The organism is Paenibacillus sp. BIC5C1 (genome assembly GCF_032399705.1).
Lineage (GTDB): Bacteria > Bacillota > Bacilli > Paenibacillales > Paenibacillaceae > Paenibacillus > Paenibacillus taichungensis_A.
In genome coordinates, this window is sequence record NZ_CP135922.1 from 2,119,970 (window position 1) to 2,141,379 (window position 21,410).

Consider the following 21,410-nt stretch of genomic DNA (forward strand, 5'->3'; position numbering starts at 1 on the left):
TAACAGGATTTACTGGTGAAACCGGCGCAACCGGAATAGGAGTTACCGGGGCTACAGGCGCCGCAGGATCTACGGGTGTGACTGGCGTGACAGGAGCACCGGGAGCCCCTGGTGCGACGGGTCTTACTGGTGAAACAGGTGTTACAGGCGCAACCGGAGCCACGGGGTTTACTGGAGCAACGGGTCTTACTGGAGTAACGGGTGCGACAGGTGTAACCGGAACAGGAACGACAGGAGCAACCGGAGCAACGGGTCTTACTGGAGTAACGGGTGCGACAGGTGTAACCGGAACAGGAACGACAGGAGCAACCGGAGCAACGGGTCTTACTGGAGTAACGGGTGCGACAGGTGTAACCGGAACAGGAACGACAGGAGCTACCGGAGCAACGGGTCTTACTGGAGTAACGGGTGCGACAGGTGTAACCGGAACAGGAACGACAGGAGCTACCGGAGCAACGGGTCTTACTGGAGTAACGGGTGCGACAGGTGTAACCGGAACAGGAACGACAGGAGCTACCGGAGCAACGGGTCTTACTGGAGTAACGGGTGCGACAGGTGTAACCGGAACAGGAACGACAGGAGCTACCGGAGCAACGGGTCTTACTGGAGTAACGGGTGCGACAGGTGTAACCGGAACAGGAACGACAGGAGCTACGGGAGCCACGGGTCTTACTGGTGCAACAGGTGCGACAGGTACCACCGGAACGGGAACAACCGGAGCTACGGGAGCCACGGGTCTTACTGGTGCAACAGGTGCGACAGGTACCACCGGAACGGGAACAACCGGAGCTACGGGAGCCACGGGTCTTACTGGTGCAATAGGTGCGACAGGTACCACCGGAACGGGAACAACCGGAGCTACGGGAGCAACGGGTCTTACTGGGGTAACGGGTGCGACAGGTACCACCGGAACGGGAACAACCGGAGCTACGGGAGCAACGGGTCTTACTGGGGTAACGGGTGCGACAGGTACCACCGGAACGGGAACAACCGGAGCTACGGGAGCCACGGGTCTTACTGGTGCAACAGGTGCGACAGGTACCACCGGAACGGGAACAACCGGAGCTACGGGAGCAACGGGTCTTACTGGGGTAACGGGTGCGACAGGCGCAACCGGAACCGGGGCTACAGGAGCAACTGGTGTAACAGGATTTACTGGTGAAACCGGCGCAACCGGAATAGGAGTTACCGGGGCTACAGGCGCCGCAGGAGCAACGGGTTTAACTGGGGTAACAGGAGCGACAGGAGCCACCGGGACGGGGACAACAGGCGCCACTGGAGCCACCGGCGCGACAGGATCTATGGGTGTAACTGGCGTGACCGGAGCAACGGGTCTTACCGGTGAAACAGGTGTTACAGGCGCAACCGGAGTAGGAGTCACCGGAACCATGGGAACCACAGGTACAACAGGGTTTACTGGAGTAACGGGTGCGACAGGAGCCACCGGAACAGGAATAACTGGAGCTACTGGCTCCACGGGTCTTACTGGTGCAACAGGTGCAACCGGTATAGGAGTCACCGGAACCACGGGAGCCACAGGTACAACAGGGTTTACTGGAGTAACGGGTGTGACAGGCGCCACCGGCACGGGAACAACTGGAGTTACGGGAGCCACGGGTCTTACTGGGGTCACAGGTACGACAGGCGCAACCGGAATAGGAGTTACCGGGGCTACAGGCGCCGCAGGAGCGACGGGTTTAACTGGGGTAACAGGAGCGACAGGAGCCACCGGGACGGGGACAACAGGCGCCACTGGAGCCACCGGCGCGACAGGATCTATGGGTGTAACTGGCGTGACAGGAGCAACGGGTCTTACCGGTGAAACAGGTGTTACAGGCGCAACCGGAGTAGGAGTCACCGGAACCACGGGAACCACAGGTACAACAGGGTTTACTGGAGTAACGGGTGCGACAGGAGCCACCGGAACAGGAATAACTGGAGCTACTGGCTCCACGGGTCTTACTGGTGCAACAGGTGCAACCGGTATAGGAGTCACCGGAACCACGGGAGCCACAGGTACAACAGGGTTTACTGGAGTAGCGGGTGCGACAGGAGCCACCGGAACAGGAGTAACGGGAGCCACTGGTGCAACCGGTCTTACAGGGGTAACGGGTGCGACAGGAGCCACCGGAACGGGAACAACAGGAGCTACTGGAGCAACGGGTCTTACTGGGGTAACGGGTGCGACAGGCGCAACCGGGACGGGGGTTACTGGAGTCACCGGCGCGACGGGTTCAACGGGTGTAACTGGTGTGACAGGAGCCACAGGTGCGACGGGTTCAACGGGTGTAACGGGTGCGACAGGAGCCACCGGAACGGGAGAAACGGGAACAACAGGTGCAACTGGGGCTACCGGGACTACTGGAGTTACTGGATCCACGGGAGCCACAGGGGCTACTGGTGCATCAGGACCCAATCTAGCTGCACAAGGATTTTCTGCATTTTTGGCTAACCTATCGACAGCAACCAGCACTCAGTTAACCAACTGGAGCACAGCAAGTCCTTACTATGGCAATGCAAATTTTAATGCAACTACAGGCAATTACACGGCGCCCAATACTGGAACCTACTCGATTGTGGCAACAATCAATTTTTCTACAACTGCCGCGATAGCTATCTCATTGGGAGCTGGGGTCAATCCAGCCTTTCTGGTGCAAAGAACATCCCCCACTACCACTACTTTGGTCAATGGACTATTGCCGATCCTGAATATCAGTGTGACGCTACTCACTTTGCGGGCAGTACTGGGTAGTGGAGCCGTAACCCTAGCGGCGCAGGTTACGCTGAACGCAGGCGATGTGATCGGGTTGTTTTACGCCGCGAATGGATTAACGATTACTCTGAACTTGGGGATTGGAACAACGAACGGTATTGTATGGTCAGTACACGAATTGACATGAGGTGTTGATTTTCAGCACCCTACCTATTTAAAAATAAGACAACACGAAAACAGATCCGGGTTGGATCGACCGTTAACATCCAACCTGATCTGTCTTTTTTACATACAGGACGAAGTCATTAAAATTTGGTTTCGTTATAGTTAACAAGCATGTTAGATATTTTTAGGTATGATGACAAGAAATCTATCGTGATATTCAAAAAAATAACCCAAACTCATATAATAACGCTAATCCTAACGAAAATGATGTAAGGGATTGAGACGAAATCCTCGTCTTTATTCATATGATAAAAGAATTAGGCTGCTTTGAACTTACGGAATATCCATCAAATGAAACGAATTATTACACGAACATAACATTAAACGAGCGGTTCGTAGCAGTATACGAGTGGACGTTGAAAGGGTTGATGAATGATGAGCCTTGAAACATTAAACCAACGAGTACAAGATGATTTGGCTTATCTCGCATATGGAGGTGCGGATTGGATTCATCCGCGGGAACATGACAAAGACCATATCTATGATGTCGTTATTGTAGGTGGTGGGCAGAGCGGCTTGGGGGCTGCTTTTGGATTCCTGCGTGAGCGGATATCCAACATTCTGGTCATTGATGAAAATGCCGCAGGGTTGGAGGGACCTTGGGAGACATACGCGCGTATGGTTACGTTACGTACACCAAAACATCTGACTTCCATTGATCTCGGTATTCCTTCGCTGACGTTTCGAGCATGGTGGGAGGCGCAAGTGGGTCCTTCGGGATGGGATGAGGTTGATAAAATTCCGCGCAGCGAATGGATGAACTATCTGCGTTGGTACAGGGAGGTGCTTAATCTACCTGTCGTGAATGAAGTGAAACTGAGACTGATTGAACCTGCAGATGGAGGTTTACACCGGTTGCACATTACAGGTGTAGGGGCTCCAAGTAATATGTTGCTGGCACGAAAGGTTGTCTTGGCTACGGGTATCCAGGGTGGTGGGGAGTGGCATGTACCACCTCTGATCTCTGAGAAAATACCTAGACATCTGTACGCTCACACGTCGGAGCTAATTGATTTTGAACGGTTACAAGGAAAAAGGATTGCCATACTTGGCGGAGGGGCGTCTGCTTTTGATAATGCCAACTTTGCACTAGCCACAGGCGTGGCTGAGGCTCACGTATTTGTGCGGCGGGAACAATTGCCGAGTGTTAACCCGATTCGTCAGATGGAGCAATCCGGTATGATCGAACGGTTTCACGTATTATCGGACGAGGATAAGTATGCGACCATTTCCCACTTTTTCAAATACAACCAGCCCCCAACCAATGATACCTTCAACCGGGCTGCTGCATGGCCAGGCTTCCAATTACATCTTCATGCGCCTTGGCTGAATGTAGAGATGAAGGATGGGAGAGCGGTAGTGACTACGCAACTGGGTCAGAAATCCTTTGATTTTCTGGTCATAAGTACGGGGATGGTGAGTGATCCGGCACTGCGTCCCGAGCTCCGAATGGTGGAGGCACACATCGCACGCTGGGCAGACCGCTTTCAAGCTCCGACGGAACAAAGGAATGCACTGCTTGACGCACATCCTTACCTTAGTCCTGGGTTTGCAATGACCAGCAGGGATGAGGAGGGGGAAGATAAGCTGCGAGGCTTGTTTGTTTTTAACTACTCTGCACTTGCAAGCTGCGGCCTTTCTGCCTCAGCAATATCGGGCACAAAGAATGCTGTGCCAAAGCTGGTTTCAGCTGTAGCTGACCAGCTTTTCCTGGATGATCGGGAACAGATCCTAGAGCAATTTTTTAAGTATAACGAACAGGAATTTACCGCAAGTTGGGTGAAAAGTGAAGTTGGAATCTGAGTATTCAGAATGACCGTACAGCGGGGTACAAGGCTGTACGGTTTTCCTTTTTCTAAAGTTACATTTACGGGGGCTTATATAATACTGTAAAATATCGAATTATACAGCGTTAAGGCAGGCGATAGATTATTGTGAGAATTATGGATTATGAGGGGTTCAGAACCCATTTGAAGAAAGCGTCACGCATACGAAATGAACCCTTGATCAAAATTGTGGCTTTTCAGGAAAAGTATATGAAGATTAATGAGATCCAATATTATGATGTAGAGCAGAACTATATGAGTGTTCAGGCGTGTAATACGCTGTGGATGAACTTGAAAGATAAATCGTTCCGCAATCTGGTGTCCCATGATCTGAAGTTTTTCCAAACCATGGACAACCTCGGGCGTCATTCGTTGGAGAATCTAATTAAGGAACTGTATGACATGGCTGTTCCGATTCTGCTGGATTACGATCCAAGTGATTATTATAGTTTGCAGCAGTTGTCCGAAATTCTGGTGCTGGATGAGATGAAGCTAATAGAGAAATTGGAGATGGGGCGTTTCAAGGGAGCATTTATTAATGAAGAAGGAAATTGGATGAAACCCAAGCCAGACAGGGCTGAGCTATTCCTTTAAAAGAAATAAAGAGACTCGTGTCAATCCCATAATGACCGAATATCCATTCTGCAATGGTACGCCGAATACGGCACATTGCAGTTTTTTTCATTAAATCTGTCAACGAAGAAGTCTCAGCCGTTTCGTTTCACGACGAAAGAGTCTCCGCGTGATCCCGGTACTCCTGGAATGGAAACAACCTGTTTTTGTTGAATCATGATGCCTTTCTCTTTGGCGATGAAGCAGGGGGGCCTACCGTTCAGACGACAACACTTGAAGCTGACAGGAGTGATCTTTGCCATTCGGGAGATGGAGTTTCCTACGGATGGAGCTTCTACAATCCATTCCGCAGATGTTTGCTTCCCTGTATATTGCTGAACGGTGCGAAAAGTCCAATTTTGGGTCAGATTATGGAGTGTGATACACCAGCGAGTTCGATTGATTTTGTAAATGGCCGCTCTGATTCGATCTCCTGGTGATACAGGAAAAGGGATAACCGTTTCAACGTCCGGCAGAATTTCCCACCAGGCATAATAACTAGCTTGGCCGTTAACCCAATCATGGCCTGTTCCAGTCTGAATGAGATTGGAATTCTCGTATCCATCAATTCCGATCCAGGCTGATGAATATGAGGACTTGGACGATGGTAAAACAAAGGGCACATTCCATTCAGCCGAGATACGTCTGAATTCAGCTTTGTCACCTGCTATTGCATAGCCGCTCCAGTTGGAGGAAATCCACCCAAAGCATAATGCAGAATTTGTTTTGCCTGTATGAGGAATACAGGGTTTTCGACGTTTGTTTCGATGATTAGCCATAAGGCCACCTCCCATGTGAAAATAGAGACGAAATCATTCGTTCGATATTATCAAATGCATGGAAGAAGAAAGAGGACATGGACAATCTGAAAAAGAAATAAGGTTTGAATGATTTTGAACGATATTTATGGTTGAATGCGATGTTTGATGTGTACGGAATGTCGAATATTGATGGTTTATGAATGTTTTTAAATTAATTTGAATGAAAATGATTGTTTTTTACGGATTTTATGATACTATAAAAGCAGTTGGAGGAATGAAGATGCTAACTGAAGAACGATATGCTGCAATAATAGAGCGCTTACAAGAAAGAGGAATTGTGAAACTGCAAGAGCTCGTAGATGTGCTGGGTGCTTCTGAGTCAACGATAAGACGCGATTTGATTGATCTGGAGAGCCGTCAGATGCTGAAACGCATACATGGTGGTGCTGCTCTAGTGAATGAAAAAACGCCAGAACCAGGTATGGAAGAAAAAACGTTCAAAAACATTCAACAAAAAACGGCGATTGCTCGTTTAGCTGCGCAGGAGATCAACAATGGTGAATGTATCTATCTGGATGCGGGGACGACAACATTAGCCATGATTCCCTATATTGAAGCTAAGGACGTTACGGTAGTGACGAACGGACTTTCTCATGTAGAAGCGCTGGTAAGTAAACGAATACGCAGCTATCTGCTAGGCGGGATGATGAAAATTCACACCAAAGCCGTGATTGGCAGTATCGCATTACAGAATATGGACAACTTCCGTTTTGATAAATGTTTTATTGGAACCAACGGAGTGGACGCCGAAATGGGGTATACAACTCCTGATCCGGAGGAAGCCTTGATTAAAAGGCGTGCACATCAATTGTCCGGTAAATCTTACGTGCTGGCTGATTCCAGCAAAATTGGGGAAATTACTTTTGCCAAACTGTTTGACCTTGAGGAGGCAGACTTGATCACAGAACATATGCCGGAACACTGGCGCTCTGTAATCGCCCAGAAAACTAAAATAATTGAGGGATAGCCATGATATATACCGTAACACTTAATCCTTCCATTGATTACATCGTGGAAGTGGATGATCTGAAGCTTGGTCATTTGAATCGTATGAATCGGGACCTGAAACTTCCTGGAGGCAAAGGCATTAACGTATCGCGAGTCCTTAATCAACTGGGAGCCGAAAACACCGCTCTTGGATTTCTGGGAGGGTTCACAGGCCGTTTCATTAATGACAAATTGCAGGAAGACAAGATCCTGACGGATTTCGTTACCATCGCAGATGATACTCGGATTAACATCAAGCTGAAGCATGGAGACGAGACAGAGATTAACGGATTGGGACCAGCCATTCGACCAGAGGAAGCAGCGGAGTTGCTTAACAAGCTATCCGCACTGCAAAAAGGAGATATCGTCATTCTTTCGGGAAGTGTACCACCTTCGCTGGGAGCCGATTTCTACGATCGTCTGATCAACGTATGCAAACAAACGAGTGCCGATTTTGTAATCGATACGACAGGCCCCGCTTTAATGGATGCTTTGGTACATGAACCGCTGCTGGTGAAGCCGAACCATCACGAACTGGCTGAACTTTTCGAAGTAACGATTGACACTCAAGAGGAACTGGTGACGTATGGTCGCAAGCTTTTGGAGGCAGGTGCCAAACATGTGTTGATCTCCATGGCAGGAGAAGGAGCGCTGTTGATTACCAAAACAGATGTCTACCATGCGAGTGTGCCAAAGGGCGTCGTGAAGAACTCGGTTGGTGCTGGAGATTCCATGATCGGTGGATTCGTAGGGACATTTGGATTGAACGAAGACCTGCTTGAAGCGTTCCGAACTGGGGTCGCTTCGGGTAGTGCAACGGCTTTTTCGGATGACTTGGCAACACGGGAACTCATTGAAGAGCTACGTACTCAAGTTACGATAACCAAAATATAGTCCGTACAAAATGGATGAAATGCATGCCCCTTTTTAGAAGAGGGGATTCAATGAATCGCAGATAACAGCGTAAGAAGTACAATTATGAGTCGGTCTGCATCACACAGGCCGACTGAATTTAAGGGAGTGTACCAAAATGAGAATAACAGACCTGATGATCCAGGAAACGATGATCATGGACCTGCAAGCCGCAACGAAAGAAGAGGCTATTGATGAACTCATTGCAAGTTTAAACCGTAGCGGACGTATTAATGATCCGGTTCTGTTTAAGGAAATGATATATAAACGTGAAGCGGAATCCAGCACTGGGATCGGTGGCGGTATTGCCATGCCTCATGCCAAGACAACAGCAGTTAATGAACCAACGGTTGTATTCGCCAAGAGTCGAAAAGGAATTGATTTTGAAGCGCTTGATGATGAACCGGCCCATATATTCTTCATGATTGCAGCTCCAGAAGGGGCAGCAAATACACATCTTCGTACGCTTGCGGCTCTTTCCAGGTTGTTGATTGATAGCGATTTCATCTCGCAGCTAATGAGCACAGACACTCCTGAAGAAGTGACTGCATTATTCGATGCCAAACAGGCAGAGGAAGCAGAGAAAAAAGCTGCCAAAGAAAAAGTCGAAGCGGAAAAAGCAGCAAATGCCGTAAATGGAACAAATGCTGTATCTAGCTCAGGCAGTGCCAACGGGCAGAAGCAGAATACATCAGGCCTTATTGTTGGCGATGCGGCATCTGAAGATTTTGTCGTTGCAGTAACCGCTTGCCCAACAGGCATTGCTCACACGTTCATGGCTGAAGACGCTCTCAAAAAGAAAGCACAGGAAATGGGCGTCAATATTCGTGTCGAAACCAACGGTTCAGAAGGAGCGCAGAACGTACTGACAGCTGATGAAATCGCTCGTGCCAAAGGGGTCATCATTGCGGCGGATAAAAATGTGGAAATGGCCCGCTTTGATGGCAAACCGGTATTGCAAAGACCCGTAAGCGATGGCATTCGCAAATCTGAAGAACTGATTCGCAAAGCAGTTAACGGAGACGCTCCGATCTACCGAAGCCAAGGCGGTAACGGTGGCAAAAGTGAAGGTGAAAGCCAAGGCAAAGTGAGCGTGGGCAGCAAGATTTATAAAGATTTGATGAACGGTATCTCGCATATGCTCCCATTTGTCGTGGGTGGTGGCATTTTGCTCGCCATATCCTTCTTGTTTGAACAAATTGCGAGTCCTGAAAATCCGATTGTGCAACTGCTGCAAACCATTGGTGGCGGGACTGGTGCGTTCCACTTCCTGATTCCTGTTCTAGCCGGATTTATTGCGATGAGTATTGGTGATCGTCCGGCCCTGATGCCTGGTATGGTCGGTGGATTGATGGCTGTGAATTCAAACGCCGGTTTCCTTGGTGGTCTGGCTGCCGGTTTCCTGGCAGGTTACGTCGTAATTGGTCTGCGCAAACTGTTTAAAGGACTGCCTAAAGCGATTGATGGTTTGAAACCGATCCTGTTGTATCCTGTATTCGGACTGCTTATCGTTGGTGCAATAAGTTTCTATGTCTTCGATCCAATCTTTGGTTCCCTTAACACATGGCTTGTAGATGCACTTGGTAATCTGGGTACCGGTAATGCAGTATTGCTGGGCTTGCTGCTTGGTGGCATGATGTCCATCGATATGGGTGGACCGTTTAACAAGGCGGCTTATACGTTTGCTATCGGTGTATTTACATCCAGCGGCAATACGGATGGTGCTTGGATGGCAGCTGTTATGGCAGGTGGTATGGTACCGCCGCTGGCGATTGCACTCGCTACAACGTTCTTCAAATCCAAATTCACGGAGCAAGAACGCAAATCAGGTTTGACGAATTACGTGCTCGGATTCTCCTTCATCACAGAAGGCGCCATTCCATTTGCTGCGGCTGACCCGCTGCGTGTCCTGACATCTTGTATTCTCGGTTCAGCTGTTGCAGGTGGACTGACTCAACTGTGGAGCATTAACGTACCTGCTCCGCATGGCGGAATCTTCGTTGCGGCACTGGCGAATCACGCATTGCTCTTCCTGCTTGCTGTAGCAATCGGTGCAGTAATCTCCGGTCTGATCCTCGGACTGTGGAAGAAATCGCCGACCGTTGTGAAATAAGTCAAAGGGTAAGGCTTCCCAAAAAGTTGTAAACAATCTCTATCTCATAGCTTTGTTTAAAATAAAAAAGCATCTTCTCAGTGAAATTCACTGGGGAGATGCTTTTTATTTCACTTTAGCTCATTCTGTGATAAGATAAACAATATCAAATTAATGAAACTTAGTTTCATCTAATGAAACTATAAGGAGGATACGGCATGTCTAATGATCAGATTAAAGGACAGGTGCGCAAACAATTTGCTAAAAATGCAGAGAAATATGTGACTAGTGTCGGTCATGCCAAAGGTGATGATCTGGCACTGCTTGTGGCTTCATCTCAAGCGAGCTCGGATATGAAGGTGCTGGATATTGCCACTGGAGGAGGACATGTTGCCAATGCATTAGCTCCGCTTGTGGAGCGGGTTATCGCATTGGATCTAACGGATGAGATGTTACAAGTGGCTGAACGCTTTATCCGGGGAAACGGGCACGAGAATGTGGATTTTGTTGCAGGAGATGCTGAACACGTCCCTTTTGAGGATGATTTCTTTGACCTTGTAACCTGTCGCATTGCTGCACACCATTTTCCGGACGTGCAATCCTTTGTATCAGAGGCGCTTCGGGTAATGAAACCTGGTGGCAGATTGTTATTAATTGATAATGTGGCACCTGAACGTGATGAGAACGACCAATTTTACAATGAAATCGAGAAGTGGCGTGATGGAAGTCATGTTCGGGCATGGCGTAAGACGGAATGGATTCGGATGTTGGAGCTTGCCGGATTTCGAATGGAAACGATGGTTTCCTTTGAGAAACACTTTACATTTGAAGACTGGTGCATCAGGGCTGGACTTCCGGAGACGCAGAGTAAAGAGCTTGAAGCAAGCATGCTGAGCGCGCCATCTGTAATTAAGAAGTATTTCAATTTTGAAGTGACGCAGTCTGGCAGACTCGACAGCTTCAAAGGAGAAAGTGTATACATTCAGGCGTTAAAAGCGAGATAAGATTTTTCGCGTTATCAGATGGATCCCTTGTAGGAGTAATAGTTAAAGTGCGCAAAATCAAAATCAAACAGGCAGAGGCCCCGTGTTAGGGACAACTGCCTTTTGGACGTCACACAATCAAGGTTCTAGTATAACTTTGGTACATTCGTCTTCGTGTTCGTAGAAAATCCGGTAAGCTTCAGCTAACCCCCCCAGAAAAATTCCGTAATGTTCCGTGAAGCCAAAATAACCACCGGTATCAATCTGCGGATTACGGAGGGCAGGCAGTGCTCCCTTATATATATGTAGATCTGATCCACATATGGCTGTAGAAGTAATACGTACGATGATGTCAGCTTTTGCTGCAATCTCGGGTCTTCAACCTCTTTTACTTGAATATCCTTGGTCCTTGAAAATAACGGCTTTCATCTTTATATTTTTCCTAGATCAATTCCTCTTAAACAACAGGCCACTTTTCTTTACGCAATGCATGAAGTAGTTCAGGGGAAGCGTTCAAGTTGTCACGAACAAGCTCTTCCGGGGTTAATGCCATCCATTGATTTAGGGAGATATCCTCAAAGCGATCACTTCTAAACATCTCCAAAAACCATAACGTGTCGGTGCCCGTATTTTGAATATAATGCCCCATAGCTACAGGTACGTATCCAACATCTCCAGCCCGATAGTCGAATGTACGTGCGATGCCATTCCCTCCAAAAACCGTCATCCTTCCTTGCCCTGTCAAATAGTATTGCCATTCATCCGCATTGGGATGCCAGTGAAGCTCGCGCATACCTCCAGGCTTAATTTCCACGAGTGCTGCGGCAACGGTTGTGGAGATCGGAAAGTTGGTGGAGTCCACAATACGTACACTGCCTCCCGGTGTGATGATCGGTTTCTGGGCTAACAGCCGATGCTTGAAGGAGAGGGGCACTGTACCATACGGAGATTGCACTTCCTGGCTAGCGAGGGAACCCGGGACCTGATCCTGAAAAATGTAAACCTGTTCTGTTGGCATGGATTGGAATGCAGATTCGGGTATGCCAAAATTGACGGATAACACCTCTGGTGGCGTATGAGCAAACCAATCCGAGATGGATAATGTATTCAGATCGGAGAAGGACCCATCATCAAATACAAGCAAAAACTCACACCCATCAGCTAAGCCCTGGATGGAATGGGGCAGACCTTTTGGGAAAAACCACAGATCTCCCGGTCCCACATCTGCAATAAAATTACGACCTTGCTGATCCACGGACGTAATTCGTGCCGTACCCCAGATCATGTACGCCCACTCCGATTGCTGATGCCAGTGCAACTCCCGTACACCTCCAGGGGTAAGGCTCATATTCACCCCAGCCAGTGTCGTGGCGATGGGCAGATCCCGTACCGTAATTTCCCGGGACCAACCGCCATGGTTCAACTGCATGTGTGTATCGGAAAAAGACATTCTCAGGTTGGGTAATAAGCCGTTGTCGGTTACCGGTGGCACCAGCATATCCGGATTTTGTAAATCTCTCATCACATCCCGAGGTCCCAGATCGGGTCCTCCGGCGCCGTCTTTTCGTATTGGCTGCGGTATAATTAATGGCTTGCCATTGTTGTTTTCATTTTTCATATGCAGATTCCTCCAGTTCATCACTTCATCCCATGATAGGTGTCGGTATAGTGAAGATTATGAACCAGAGCCTGGCAATTATGAGGGATAGGGAATATATATCCAAGTAAAGAAGAACGCTCAGACACTTTTTTTGCTTACGGGGTCGGTCTTGGAATCAGGCTGCAAAAATTCATTTTCATAAATTTCATGCACTCTGTTCAGAATGGCTGGGCCTTGCTCCGTAAAACGAAGAGTGGTGGGTTTGTTTTTCATCAGGAACGTACCAGATTTGGTTTGCGCAATGGCAGCGTTATAAAGCAGAGAAGCTCCGTGACTTGGATGCGGGAAGAACAGCTTCATGATAGGTTTGATATAAAAGGGCAGCCCGGATGTTTTATTACCTCTGAGTGTATTGTTGCCCCCGGGGTCCACACTAAGCAACCGAATTCCTTTAGATGCAGGGGTAGAAGCAGCTTCGCGTGTCCATAAAGACAGTGCGAGCTTTGAAGTCGCATAAGGACCGAACAGCTTTTTGAACTCGGCTGGATGTTCCAGGACGTCCAGGTTAAACTGTTTGACCATCTTAAATGCACTGGTGGATGTATTAATAACGGTTTTCAAGGTGCTTTTGTGAAGAAGATCCTGTAGTTCCATATAAATGATGTACGGTACCACAGTTTGTAATTCAAAGTGCATTTCATGCCCATGATCAGACAAACGAAGATCGTAACCACTACCCCCGGCATTATTAAACAACACGTCAATGGTATCCACTTCGGATTTAATCTGATTTAAAGCTTTTCTCAGGCTATCGTACTGAGTGAGGTTAGCTTGAACCCAACGGAGCTGGCCGGAGTGCAATCCGTCCTGAATATCACTGTCTTCTTTTGGAAAAGCGGAACGGTTAAGGCCGATAACTTGCCATCCTTCGGCTAACAAGGTACGGGTCAGTTCAAGACCAATTCCCGAAGTTGATCCTGTAATTAAGGCTGTACGAAGTTTATGATTTGAATTCATATAAATACCTCCTGAGTGAATGGGATGACAGAGCCAATCTGTCTAATGCGCTCATTCTATAATTTGGAGTCGACTCCAAGTCAAGCGTACGGTTGGTTATATTTTGAATTTTAAGGATGCGGCTTCTGTGGACTCAAAACAACCTTGACTTGGAGCTGACTCCAAGTTGTAAGATAGAGATCAATGAAAGTGGAGGAGGTCGACGACGATGATGAATGATACTGTAGGGTTCTCCATTAAAGAGACGTCAGAACAGGCCGGATTATCGGAAGATACCATTCGTTATTATGAGAAGATTGGACTTCTTCCCCGGGCTGAACGCAAGGCCAATCGCCATCGGGTATACCGTTCGGAGGATATACAGACGATGAAGCTTATTACTTGTTTGAAAAAAACAGGCATGTCTCTGGAGGAGATGAAGCCTTATCTACAGATGTCGATGGATTCGGACCTGGAAGATTTCCCGGATGAGCGTGAAATGCTGTTAAACCATCGGAAGAAGATCGAAGCGCAGATTGTATCTTTGCAGCAGATCGTCGATTTTATTGATGAGAAGATGGAGAAGCGAAGCATGTTTCCTGATGAGTGCCCGATTACCGGAGAGAACCAGATGTCTGTATTTGAAAAAAAGAACATCTTCTCCTGAGTGCTGCAAGTTCACCCGAACTCAAAAAACCACGTCAATATGACGTGGTTTTTTGCTTATATTTAGCATTCGATATGGAGTGTATGACGAAGGCGTTTGATATCACTTTTAGGAGGAAGCCCATACATGCGGGTGTACTCCCGACTGAATTGTGAAGGACTCTCGTACCCTACCTGAAATGCAGCATCGGCTGCATCGGTTGAACCTGCAAGCAGTATTCGCCGAGCCTCCTGCAAGCGAATCTGTTTTTGATATTGCAGTGGGCTCATGGCAGTAGTGGCTTTGAAATGATAATGCAATGAGGATGTACTCATGTTGATCATGGAAGCCAATTGCTCGATTCGGAGCGGATGGGCGTATTCTGATTGAATTAATTCAATGACCTGAGCGATGTGCTGTGCGTGACTGTTCTGAATCGCAAACTGCCTGATGGAGTGTCCATGTTCATCCTGAATCAGGCGATATAGAATCTCACGAATCATAAGCGGTGCAAGTGCTGGAATGTCCTCAGGTGTATCCAGCAATCTGACCAATCGGATTACGGCTTCCAGAAGCGGAGGTTTGGTTGAACTTACAAACAACCCACGACGTGTTGATTTGTCGGGCATGGCTTGTGTAGAGGGAGAATCCTGAATAAGATCAAAAATCTGCCCTGAATTAAAATCAAGTCGCAGGCAGAGATAGGGATGTTCTGTCGTAGCCTGTACAACTTGCCCTGAAATAGGCAAGTTTATGGAAGCAACCAAATACTGTGAAGAATCATAGGTGTAGCTCTCCTGTCCGAGAATAACCAGTTTGGACCCTTGGGCCACAATACACAGGGCGGGTTCGTGCACGGCATGAATAGGCTCTGAAACCCGGGAAGCACGGATCAAAGCAAGCGAAGGAATTGCTGTTAGATGAATCCCGTCTTCGTGGGTGAAACGGCCGATCAATTGGGCCAATTCCTGCTGCTGCTGAATAAGAGCGTTATCCTGTTCTATTTTTGAAAGCATGGATTGCAGACCCTCCCTTCCTCGTACTTGTTTAACCATTTTAGAATGTGCTGGATGAATAGGCAAGAATACTGTGGGATTCTTCTATCGTGTAGAGACTGATTCCTTACATAATGAGGGTAAGCAATTGAATCTGTTGGCAACAGAAAGGAGTGTCATGGGAATATGACAGGTATTAGATCAGGAGACAGACAGGAAGTGAAACACCCGTATATTGGGATGTGGGTGACGAAGGACGGGTACATCAGGCACGAACTTCTCCCTGACGGTCGCTATGATGAAGCGCGGGGAAAAAGGCAAAGTGCATATCAAGGTCGGTATGTAGTCGATGGAGACCATATTGAATATGTGGATGATACTGGCTTTACCGCAGATGGAGACTTTAAGGACGGCGTGCTTTATCATGCGGGCATGGTGTTGTACAGAGAAAATGCACTATAAAATACCTAATAGGGAGAGAAGTCAAAATGTCTAATGTAAAAGGGAAAGTTGTTGTGATCACTGGTGCAAGCAGCGGAATTGGGGAAGCAACGGCACGTCTATTAGCAGAGCAGGGGGCACATGTTGTCATTGGTGCAAGACGAGTGGATCGTCTGGAGACGCTGGCTTCCTCCATTCGCTCGGAAGGTGGTACAGTAGAATATCATACCCTTGATGTTACACAGCTGGAAGAAATGCAAACGATCGTAGAGCTTGCGCTCAGTCGTTATGGAGGTTTGGATGTGATTGTTAATAATGCCGGAGTCATGCCACTATCACCCCTTGAAGCACTAAAAGTAGACGAGTGGAATCGAATGATTGATGTTAACATTCGTGGTGTTTTACACGGCATTGCAGTCGGACTTCCCGTTATGAAGGAACAGGGTTTCGGCCAGTTTATTAATATTGCCTCCATAGGAGCTTATGCTGTGACACCAACAGCCGCGGTATATTGTGCAACCAAGTACGCTGTCCGTGCGATCTCGGAGGGTTTGCGCCAGGAGGTAGGCTCAGATATCCGCGTGACTCTCATATCTCCAGGTGTAACTGAATCCGAACTTGCCGAATCAATCTCTGATGATGAAGCACGTGAGCTTATGAAAGATTATAGACGCATATCCATTCCGGCCACAGCTATTGCTCAGAGCATTTTGTACGCAATCAACCAGCCGGCTGAGGTGGATGTGAATGAAATCGTGGTGAGACCCACAGCAAGCATGGCTTAAACCTTGCTGTAATACTCCAAAGACGTCCACAACCATATGACGGGTTGGGGCGTCTTTTTGTAACCTGAAGAAAGCTCGTCTGGGTTGCGATATGGTATAGTAATGATCAAGTAACGCACCAGAGAGAGGGGAATAATGCATTGACGCTGCAACAGCTAAAATATGTGATTGAAGTCGCCACGCGTGGCTCGATGAATGAAGCCGCCAAACGGCTGTTTATTTCCCAGCCCAGCCTGTCGAATGCCATCCGGGATCTGGAGCAGGAGCTGCGGATTACCATTTTTGAACGCACGAATAAAGGGATAACTCTATCCAAAGAAGGCGTGGAATTTCTAAGTTATGCGCGCCAGGTGGTGGAGCAGGCGGAATTGCTGGAGAATCGTTATTTGAACGCAAAGCCGTCTCCGCAACATTTTTCCGTCTCCACACAGCACTACGCGTTTGCAGTAAATGCCTTCGTCAAGCTGGTGCAGCAGTATGGACAGGATGAATATGAACTGGCTCTGCGAGAGACGAAAACGTATGAAATTATTCAGGATGTAAAAAGCCTGCGCAGCGAGATTGGCATTCTATATCTGAATGAATTCAATTCCAAGGTTATTAACAAGCTGCTCAAGGATGCGGGACTGGTGTTTAACAGTTTGTTTGTTGCCAAGCCGCATATTTTTATCAGTGTGCAAAATCCCCTGGCGAAGCAGGAATCGGTTGCGATTGAACAGCTTCAGGATTATCCCTACTTGTCCTTTGACCAGGGGGAGTATAACTCCTTCCATTTTTCAGAGGAAATCCTAAGCACCCTTTCTCACCCCAAAAGCATACAGGTTAACGACCGGGCCACGCTGTTTAATCTGTTGATCGGTTTGAACGGGTATACCATCTCGACAGGTGTGCTTAGTGCCGACCTGAATGGAAACGAGATCATCCCCGTTCCACTGGAGTGTGAGGAGACCATTAATGTCGGGTGGATCAGCCATAAAAATGCTTCGCTTTCCAATCTGGGCGTGGAGTATGTCCAGGCTTTGCATGAAGCGATTCAATCCTAATTGGTCAATGAAAAACCGTTTCCGTTCCAGCGGAGTCGGTTTTTTTGTTGTTTTATATCATTCTAGTCTAGGGTACAATACTATCTTCCCGTATAATATAGGAACACATGAATAATCAATTGCGTAAAAGTACGAAGGGAGAACGGTCAGTGCGAGTTTTATACCGAAATAAGAGTGAACAACATGAGTTAACGATATATGATACATCCAAACTTTATGGGGAAAAGGGCCGATTTCGTGTGCTGGAATTCTCCAATGCAGCAGTTCAGGGGGCAATGGATCTGGATGAGCCATCCCGGATGGTGCTGGAGTATCCAAGAGCAATGGTTCACCTGATGGAACGTAATAACCCCGATTATGAATCAATTTTTGTAATTGGACACGGCATCGGAACCTTATCAAGCTACTTGTCTAACCGTCAAGTAAAAGTGGCCGAACTCGATGCGGAAGTTGTTGAGCTCAGCAGAACTTTCTTTGGATATAGTGGAGATCAAGTGCTGGTTGGTGATGGTCGTGAACTATTAGAACAGGAGGCATCAGGCGCATATAATTATATTGTTGTAGATGCTTTTACGGCTGCAGGAACACCAGCACAGTTTACTTCAAGTTCATTTTTCACGATGTTAAAAGACAAATTGCATTCTGGTGGTATCGTATTACTGAATGTATTTGGTCGTGCAGGTAATGACAGACTGGTGAACGCAGTTTATACCACGTTACAGGAACACTTCGCTTATACGCGTTCGTTTGCATTACCGGCTGAAACAACTGATGAAATCCAAAATCGTATTTTGGTGGGGTGTGACGTACCCATTTCGTTTCAATCACGACATATGGCTGGGTTTGTAGAACAACAGCCTGGCGAGGGATATGTAATTGTGGATTCATATAAATCTTAATCTTGAATTTCAGCTTCAAATGATTTCGCAGAAAGTATCCTTTCATGTAATCAATTGTCATTAAATCGTCAATCTTCCTATGTAATTATTCGAACTTCATAAACTATTTATTTCTTCTTAACAACTTTCGTATAAGATAGAAGGAATATGCCTTTTCATGAAAAACCGGGGGAAGCAATAATGATCGCAGAGAATAAAACATCCAGATTAAGAAGAAAAGTAAGGGAGATCAAAAAAATCAGCCTTACCGCTCTATTGAGTGGATTGGTCACCATTGCCGTTTTGATGACATTGACCATTATGTTTGTTTCATCTTATACATCCCAGAAGCAATCGCTGATTGATAATACACTCTCACTTAATTATTCAAGTGCCGTGCAGATGAGCCAAACACTGGACTCGTTGTTTCAATCCATGCAGGCCAGTTTGAAGTATTCAGCTAATTATTTTCCGGAAATAGACTATGCAGACGCCAAAACACTGGATTCCACACTGGATTTGATTCGAAACAGCAGTAATTACTTCAATTCGGTTTCTCTTATAGATGCATCGGGAATTATTCGAGGTTCATCACCTTATTCGGAAAAAAGCCTCGGAAAGCCTATAACATCTAATGCAGCGAAAAATGCGTTTAAATCGAGGGCTTCCTTTATATCCGAAGCGTACCGTGCGCCTTATTCGGAACGCAGAGTCGTTTTTGTGAGTGAGCCGATCTTCAGTCCTTCAGGTGAATTCAAAGGTTTGATTAGTGGAAGCATTTATCTACAGGAAAACAACATTTTGAACCTGTCATTTGGCAGTCAGCTGAAGACCAGTAATGGCTCTTATTTTTTTATTGTTGATGCCAAAGGGACATTGTTATTTCACCCCGATACGGAAAGAATCGGTGAAAATCTAAGCAAAAATCAAGTTGTTCAGAAATTGCTTAACGACCAGACGGGCAAAGAACAATACAAGAATCTGGCGGGTGTGGATTCACTCGCAGGGTATTATAAGGTTCCAACAACAGATTGGGGCGTTGTCGTCGTATCTCCAACCCAGATGGTATACGATCAGCTTAATCATCATATTCGCATGTTGCTGCTGTACACTTCAATCCCGTTTATCATTCTGACACTTATCGTTATTCGTGTAGCGCGCAAGCTAGCGAGTCCGTTTGTTTATCTTGCGGATTTGGTTAACCAGGTGGATCAGGGTAAAGTAGATCTGCCTGTAATGAAGCCGCATTGGAACAGGGAAGCGGACTTGTTAACACGTACCGTGCTAAGTGCATTGGCGAACTTTCGAAAGCAAAGAGATCAGCTTACCTATGATGCCAGAACGGATGTATTAACCGGAATGACTAATCGCAGAACATTTGAAGAAGTCATTCAGCACTGGATTGATGAAGAAGTTCCCTTCTCCATTGTGGTTCTGGATATTGATCGATTCAAATCCATAAACGATACGTATGGGCATCATGCGGGGGATCAGGTTCTGAAGCATATCGCGAATATCATTAAGCTGTCGGTTCGGACGCAGGATGTTTGTTCCCGGTTTGGCGGGGAGGAGTTTGTTGTATTATTGCGACATACGGATTCCAAAACAGCGTATCAGATTGCCGAGCATATCCGTGTATCGGTGGAACAAAGTATTTTGCCCATTGATCGTTCTGTGACGATTTCGGCAGGCATTGCCGAGTACCCGCTGCATTCTACAACGGCGACAGAGTTGTTCCATTTGGCGGATAATGCGTTATATCAAGCCAAGGAAGAAGGACGTAATCGTACCATTACCATTCAAACGGTCATAAAATAAGGTATACGTTCCCTATATCAAAAAAAAGAAGCTAGTCCCATTGAAGAAAGGGATAGCTTCTTTTTGTCTTTTGTTTAGACCTCTTGTGATCTGGCCAAGACTTCATTGGTATACTGTTCTCCCCAGTCTCGCATGCTGTAAATAATCGGCTGGAGCGTTTCTCCAAACGGTGTAAGCGAATATTCCACTTTGGGCGGTACCTGAGGATATATTTCTCTGTGAACAATTCCGCTGCTTTCCAGTTCTCTTAATTGGAGAGTTAACATCCGTTGGGTGATATCAGGAAATAATTTTCTGATCTCGTTGAATCTTAACGAACCGGAGAATAGGTGATATAGGATCGCACCTTTCCATTTGCCTCCGATGACGCTCAGCGTGACTTCAACGGAACAGCCATAAGGCGAGGGGCACGCATCATTCGAGTTCTTTCTCATTATAGTTGCACCTCCAGTGTGTGGTGGTTATTTATAGTATCCATTTCAGTACTACGGTACATAAATGTACATATTACTCATCTATGAGCATATCACTTCTCCCTTGGATTATAAACCCCATCTCATACATCTACATGAAGATAAAACAACAAAGAACCCCTGTTTCGTATCACGAAACATCGAGGTTCTCAGGATTGGAAAGCTAGATTAGATTAAAGCGTCCAAAGAATACGCCACTGCACCCGCAAGTGCAACACCGATTAACGATCCAAGCATAACCAGGTTGTACTCAAATCCTCCGTTCAGATTCCAAAGTCCCTTACTAGCATGAACTTTCGCTATGGCAACGACCATCGGGATGATGAGCAAAATGGCAGCAAAACCAATCCAAAGGCCTGCCCCAAACAGAAATCCGCCGAACAACTCCATAAGGCCTCCACAAACAGCCATAACTTTTGCAGGCCTCAGACCAATCGCTCCGAAAAATTCAGCTGTTCCTGATATGCCTTCTCCACCAAACCAGCCAAACAGTTTCTTGCATGCATGACCCAACATAATGAAACCAATAACAAGTCGAATGATAAGTAATCCGGCGTCTAACAT

General features: G+C 46.9%; 19 protein-coding genes and 1 pseudogene. 13 read left to right on the forward strand and 7 right to left on the reverse strand.

All coding sequences use genetic code 11. From position 1 onward, the window contains the following. Nucleotides 1–77: 77 nt before the first annotated feature. From RS891_RS09735 to RS891_RS09745, 3 genes are all read left to right on the forward strand, one after another. Nucleotides 78–2,900, forward strand: coding sequence for a collagen-like protein (locus tag RS891_RS09735; RefSeq protein ID WP_315795171.1), 2,823 nt, complete (start codon nt 78–80; stop codon nt 2,898–2,900). Nucleotides 2,901–3,313: 413 nt separating this feature from the next. Further along, the gene (locus RS891_RS09740) at nt 3,314–4,741 is read left to right on the forward strand and encodes an NAD(P)/FAD-dependent oxidoreductase (RefSeq protein ID WP_315796254.1); all 1,428 of its coding nucleotides are present in this window, start codon (nt 3,314–3,316) and stop codon (nt 4,739–4,741) included. 167 nt (nt 4,742–4,908) lie between these two features. Continuing rightward, nucleotides 4,909–5,358 carry a hypothetical protein gene (locus tag RS891_RS09745; RefSeq protein WP_315795172.1) on the forward strand — a complete coding sequence of 150 codons (450 nt, stop codon included), beginning with the start codon at nt 4,909–4,911 and terminating at the stop codon, nt 5,356–5,358. A gap of 113 nt (nt 5,359–5,471) precedes the next feature. On the opposite strand, the gene RS891_RS09750 is transcribed toward RS891_RS09745, so the two are convergent. Continuing rightward, complete coding sequence (locus RS891_RS09750; protein WP_315795173.1) at nt 5,472–6,155, reverse strand: G1 family glutamic endopeptidase; 684 nt, start codon at nt 6,153–6,155, stop codon at nt 5,472–5,474. Between the two features lie 262 nt (nt 6,156–6,417). On the opposite strand from RS891_RS09750, the gene RS891_RS09755 reads away from it, so the two are divergent. From RS891_RS09755 to RS891_RS09770, 4 genes are all read left to right on the forward strand, one after another. Beyond that, entirely contained in the window at nt 6,418–7,164 is a 747-nt protein-coding gene (locus tag RS891_RS09755) for a DeoR/GlpR family DNA-binding transcription regulator (RefSeq protein ID WP_113052832.1), read from the forward strand. A 2-nt stretch (nt 7,165–7,166) separates the two neighbouring features. Next, nucleotides 7,167–8,078, forward strand: a complete 912-nt coding sequence (gene pfkB, locus RS891_RS09760) for a 1-phosphofructokinase (protein ID WP_113052831.1) — start codon at nt 7,167–7,169, stop codon at nt 8,076–8,078. 136 nt (nt 8,079–8,214) lie between these two features. Beyond that, entirely contained in the window at nt 8,215–10,209 is a 1,995-nt protein-coding gene (locus tag RS891_RS09765; RefSeq protein ID WP_113052830.1) for a PTS fructose transporter subunit IIABC, read from the forward strand. 197 nt (nt 10,210–10,406) lie between these two features. Further along, complete coding sequence (locus RS891_RS09770; protein ID WP_315795174.1) at nt 10,407–11,192, forward strand: class I SAM-dependent methyltransferase; 786 nt, start codon at nt 10,407–10,409, stop codon at nt 11,190–11,192. A gap of 165 nt (nt 11,193–11,357) precedes the next feature. Here the strand turns inward: RS891_RS09770 and RS891_RS09775 are convergent. From RS891_RS09775 to RS891_RS09785, 3 genes and pseudogenes are all read right to left on the reverse strand, one after another. Further along, nucleotides 11,358–11,600, reverse strand: a pseudogene (locus tag RS891_RS09775) (hypothetical protein); the annotation flags it as partial. Nucleotides 11,601–11,628: 28 nt separating this feature from the next. After that, nucleotides 11,629–12,789, reverse strand: a complete 1,161-nt coding sequence (locus RS891_RS09780; protein ID WP_315795175.1) for an oxalate decarboxylase family bicupin — start codon at nt 12,787–12,789, stop codon at nt 11,629–11,631. A 120-nt stretch (nt 12,790–12,909) separates the two neighbouring features. Continuing rightward, nucleotides 12,910–13,788 (reverse strand): SDR family NAD(P)-dependent oxidoreductase, encoded by an 879-nt coding sequence (locus RS891_RS09785; RefSeq protein WP_315795176.1) that lies wholly within the window; start codon nt 13,786–13,788, stop codon nt 12,910–12,912. A gap of 208 nt (nt 13,789–13,996) precedes the next feature. On the opposite strand from RS891_RS09785, the gene RS891_RS09790 reads away from it, so the two are divergent. After that, the gene (locus RS891_RS09790) at nt 13,997–14,434 is read left to right on the forward strand and encodes a MerR family transcriptional regulator (RefSeq protein WP_113052826.1); all 438 of its coding nucleotides are present in this window, start codon (nt 13,997–13,999) and stop codon (nt 14,432–14,434) included. 62 nt (nt 14,435–14,496) lie between these two features. On the opposite strand, the gene RS891_RS09795 is transcribed toward RS891_RS09790, so the two are convergent. After that, nucleotides 14,497–15,429 carry an AraC family transcriptional regulator gene (locus RS891_RS09795; RefSeq protein WP_315795177.1) on the reverse strand — a complete coding sequence of 311 codons (933 nt, stop codon included), beginning with the start codon at nt 15,427–15,429 and terminating at the stop codon, nt 14,497–14,499. Between the two features lie 165 nt (nt 15,430–15,594). On the opposite strand from RS891_RS09795, the gene RS891_RS09800 reads away from it, so the two are divergent. The 5 genes from RS891_RS09800 to RS891_RS09820 all read left to right on the forward strand — a co-directional run bounded on the left by RS891_RS09800 (nt 15,595) and on the right by RS891_RS09820 (nt 20,373). Next, nucleotides 15,595–15,870: an Atu4866 domain-containing protein gene (locus RS891_RS09800; protein WP_315795178.1), complete on the forward strand. Its 276-nt coding sequence runs from the start codon at nt 15,595–15,597 to the stop codon at nt 15,868–15,870. 26 nt (nt 15,871–15,896) lie between these two features. Further along, entirely contained in the window at nt 15,897–16,634 is a 738-nt protein-coding gene (locus RS891_RS09805; protein ID WP_315795179.1) for an SDR family oxidoreductase, read from the forward strand. Between the two features lie 140 nt (nt 16,635–16,774). After that, entirely contained in the window at nt 16,775–17,677 is a 903-nt protein-coding gene (locus tag RS891_RS09810) for a LysR family transcriptional regulator (RefSeq protein WP_053783582.1), read from the forward strand. A 149-nt stretch (nt 17,678–17,826) separates the two neighbouring features. Next, on the forward strand, nt 17,827–18,576 hold the full coding sequence (locus tag RS891_RS09815) for a spermidine synthase (protein WP_258530593.1): 750 nt from the start codon (nt 17,827–17,829) through the stop codon (nt 18,574–18,576). A 180-nt stretch (nt 18,577–18,756) separates the two neighbouring features. Next, entirely contained in the window at nt 18,757–20,373 is a 1,617-nt protein-coding gene (locus RS891_RS09820; RefSeq protein WP_315795180.1) for a sensor domain-containing diguanylate cyclase, read from the forward strand. Between the two features lie 74 nt (nt 20,374–20,447). Here the strand turns inward: RS891_RS09820 and RS891_RS09825 are convergent, their stop codons facing one another. Together RS891_RS09825 and RS891_RS09830 are read right to left on the reverse strand one after the other, a co-directional pair. After that, on the reverse strand, nt 20,448–20,807 hold the full coding sequence (locus RS891_RS09825; protein WP_113052820.1) for a winged helix-turn-helix transcriptional regulator: 360 nt from the start codon (nt 20,805–20,807) through the stop codon (nt 20,448–20,450). A gap of 207 nt (nt 20,808–21,014) precedes the next feature. Beyond that, the gene (locus tag RS891_RS09830; RefSeq protein WP_315795181.1) at nt 21,015–21,410 is read right to left on the reverse strand and encodes a DoxX family protein; all 396 of its coding nucleotides are present in this window, start codon (nt 21,408–21,410) and stop codon (nt 21,015–21,017) included.

Excerpts from the sequence above, each read along its gene's own strand:
- pfkB (WP_113052831.1), top strand. The coding sequence starts at position 7,167 with ATGATATATACCGTAACACTTAATCCTTCCATTGATTACATCGTGGAA.
- RS891_RS09805 (WP_315795179.1), top strand. The coding sequence starts at position 15,897 with ATGTCTAATGTAAAAGGGAAAGTTGTTGTGATCACTGGTGCAAGCAGC.
- RS891_RS09790 (WP_113052826.1), top strand. The coding sequence starts at position 13,997 with ATGATGAATGATACTGTAGGGTTCTCCATTAAAGAGACGTCAGAACAG.
- RS891_RS09800 (WP_315795178.1), top strand. The coding sequence starts at position 15,595 with ATGACAGGTATTAGATCAGGAGACAGACAGGAAGTGAAACACCCGTAT.
- RS891_RS09795 (WP_315795177.1), bottom strand. The coding sequence starts at position 15,429 with ATGCTTTCAAAAATAGAACAGGATAACGCTCTTATTCAGCAGCAGCAG.
- RS891_RS09780 (WP_315795175.1), bottom strand. The coding sequence starts at position 12,789 with ATGAAAAATGAAAACAACAATGGCAAGCCATTAATTATACCGCAGCCA.
- RS891_RS09750 (WP_315795173.1), bottom strand. The coding sequence starts at position 6,155 with ATGGCTAATCATCGAAACAAACGTCGAAAACCCTGTATTCCTCATACA.
- RS891_RS09785 (WP_315795176.1), bottom strand. The coding sequence starts at position 13,788 with ATGAATTCAAATCATAAACTTCGTACAGCCTTAATTACAGGATCAACT.
- RS891_RS09820 (WP_315795180.1), top strand. The coding sequence starts at position 18,757 with ATGATCGCAGAGAATAAAACATCCAGATTAAGAAGAAAAGTAAGGGAG.
- RS891_RS09830 (WP_315795181.1), bottom strand. The coding sequence starts at position 21,410 with ATGTTAGACGCCGGATTACTTATCATTCGACTTGTTATTGGTTTCATT.
- RS891_RS09825 (WP_113052820.1), bottom strand. The coding sequence starts at position 20,807 with ATGAGAAAGAACTCGAATGATGCGTGCCCCTCGCCTTATGGCTGTTCC.
- RS891_RS09755 (WP_113052832.1), top strand. The coding sequence starts at position 6,418 with ATGCTAACTGAAGAACGATATGCTGCAATAATAGAGCGCTTACAAGAA.
- RS891_RS09765 (WP_113052830.1), top strand. The coding sequence starts at position 8,215 with ATGAGAATAACAGACCTGATGATCCAGGAAACGATGATCATGGACCTG.
- RS891_RS09770 (WP_315795174.1), top strand. The coding sequence starts at position 10,407 with ATGTCTAATGATCAGATTAAAGGACAGGTGCGCAAACAATTTGCTAAA.
- RS891_RS09740 (WP_315796254.1), top strand. The coding sequence starts at position 3,314 with ATGAGCCTTGAAACATTAAACCAACGAGTACAAGATGATTTGGCTTAT.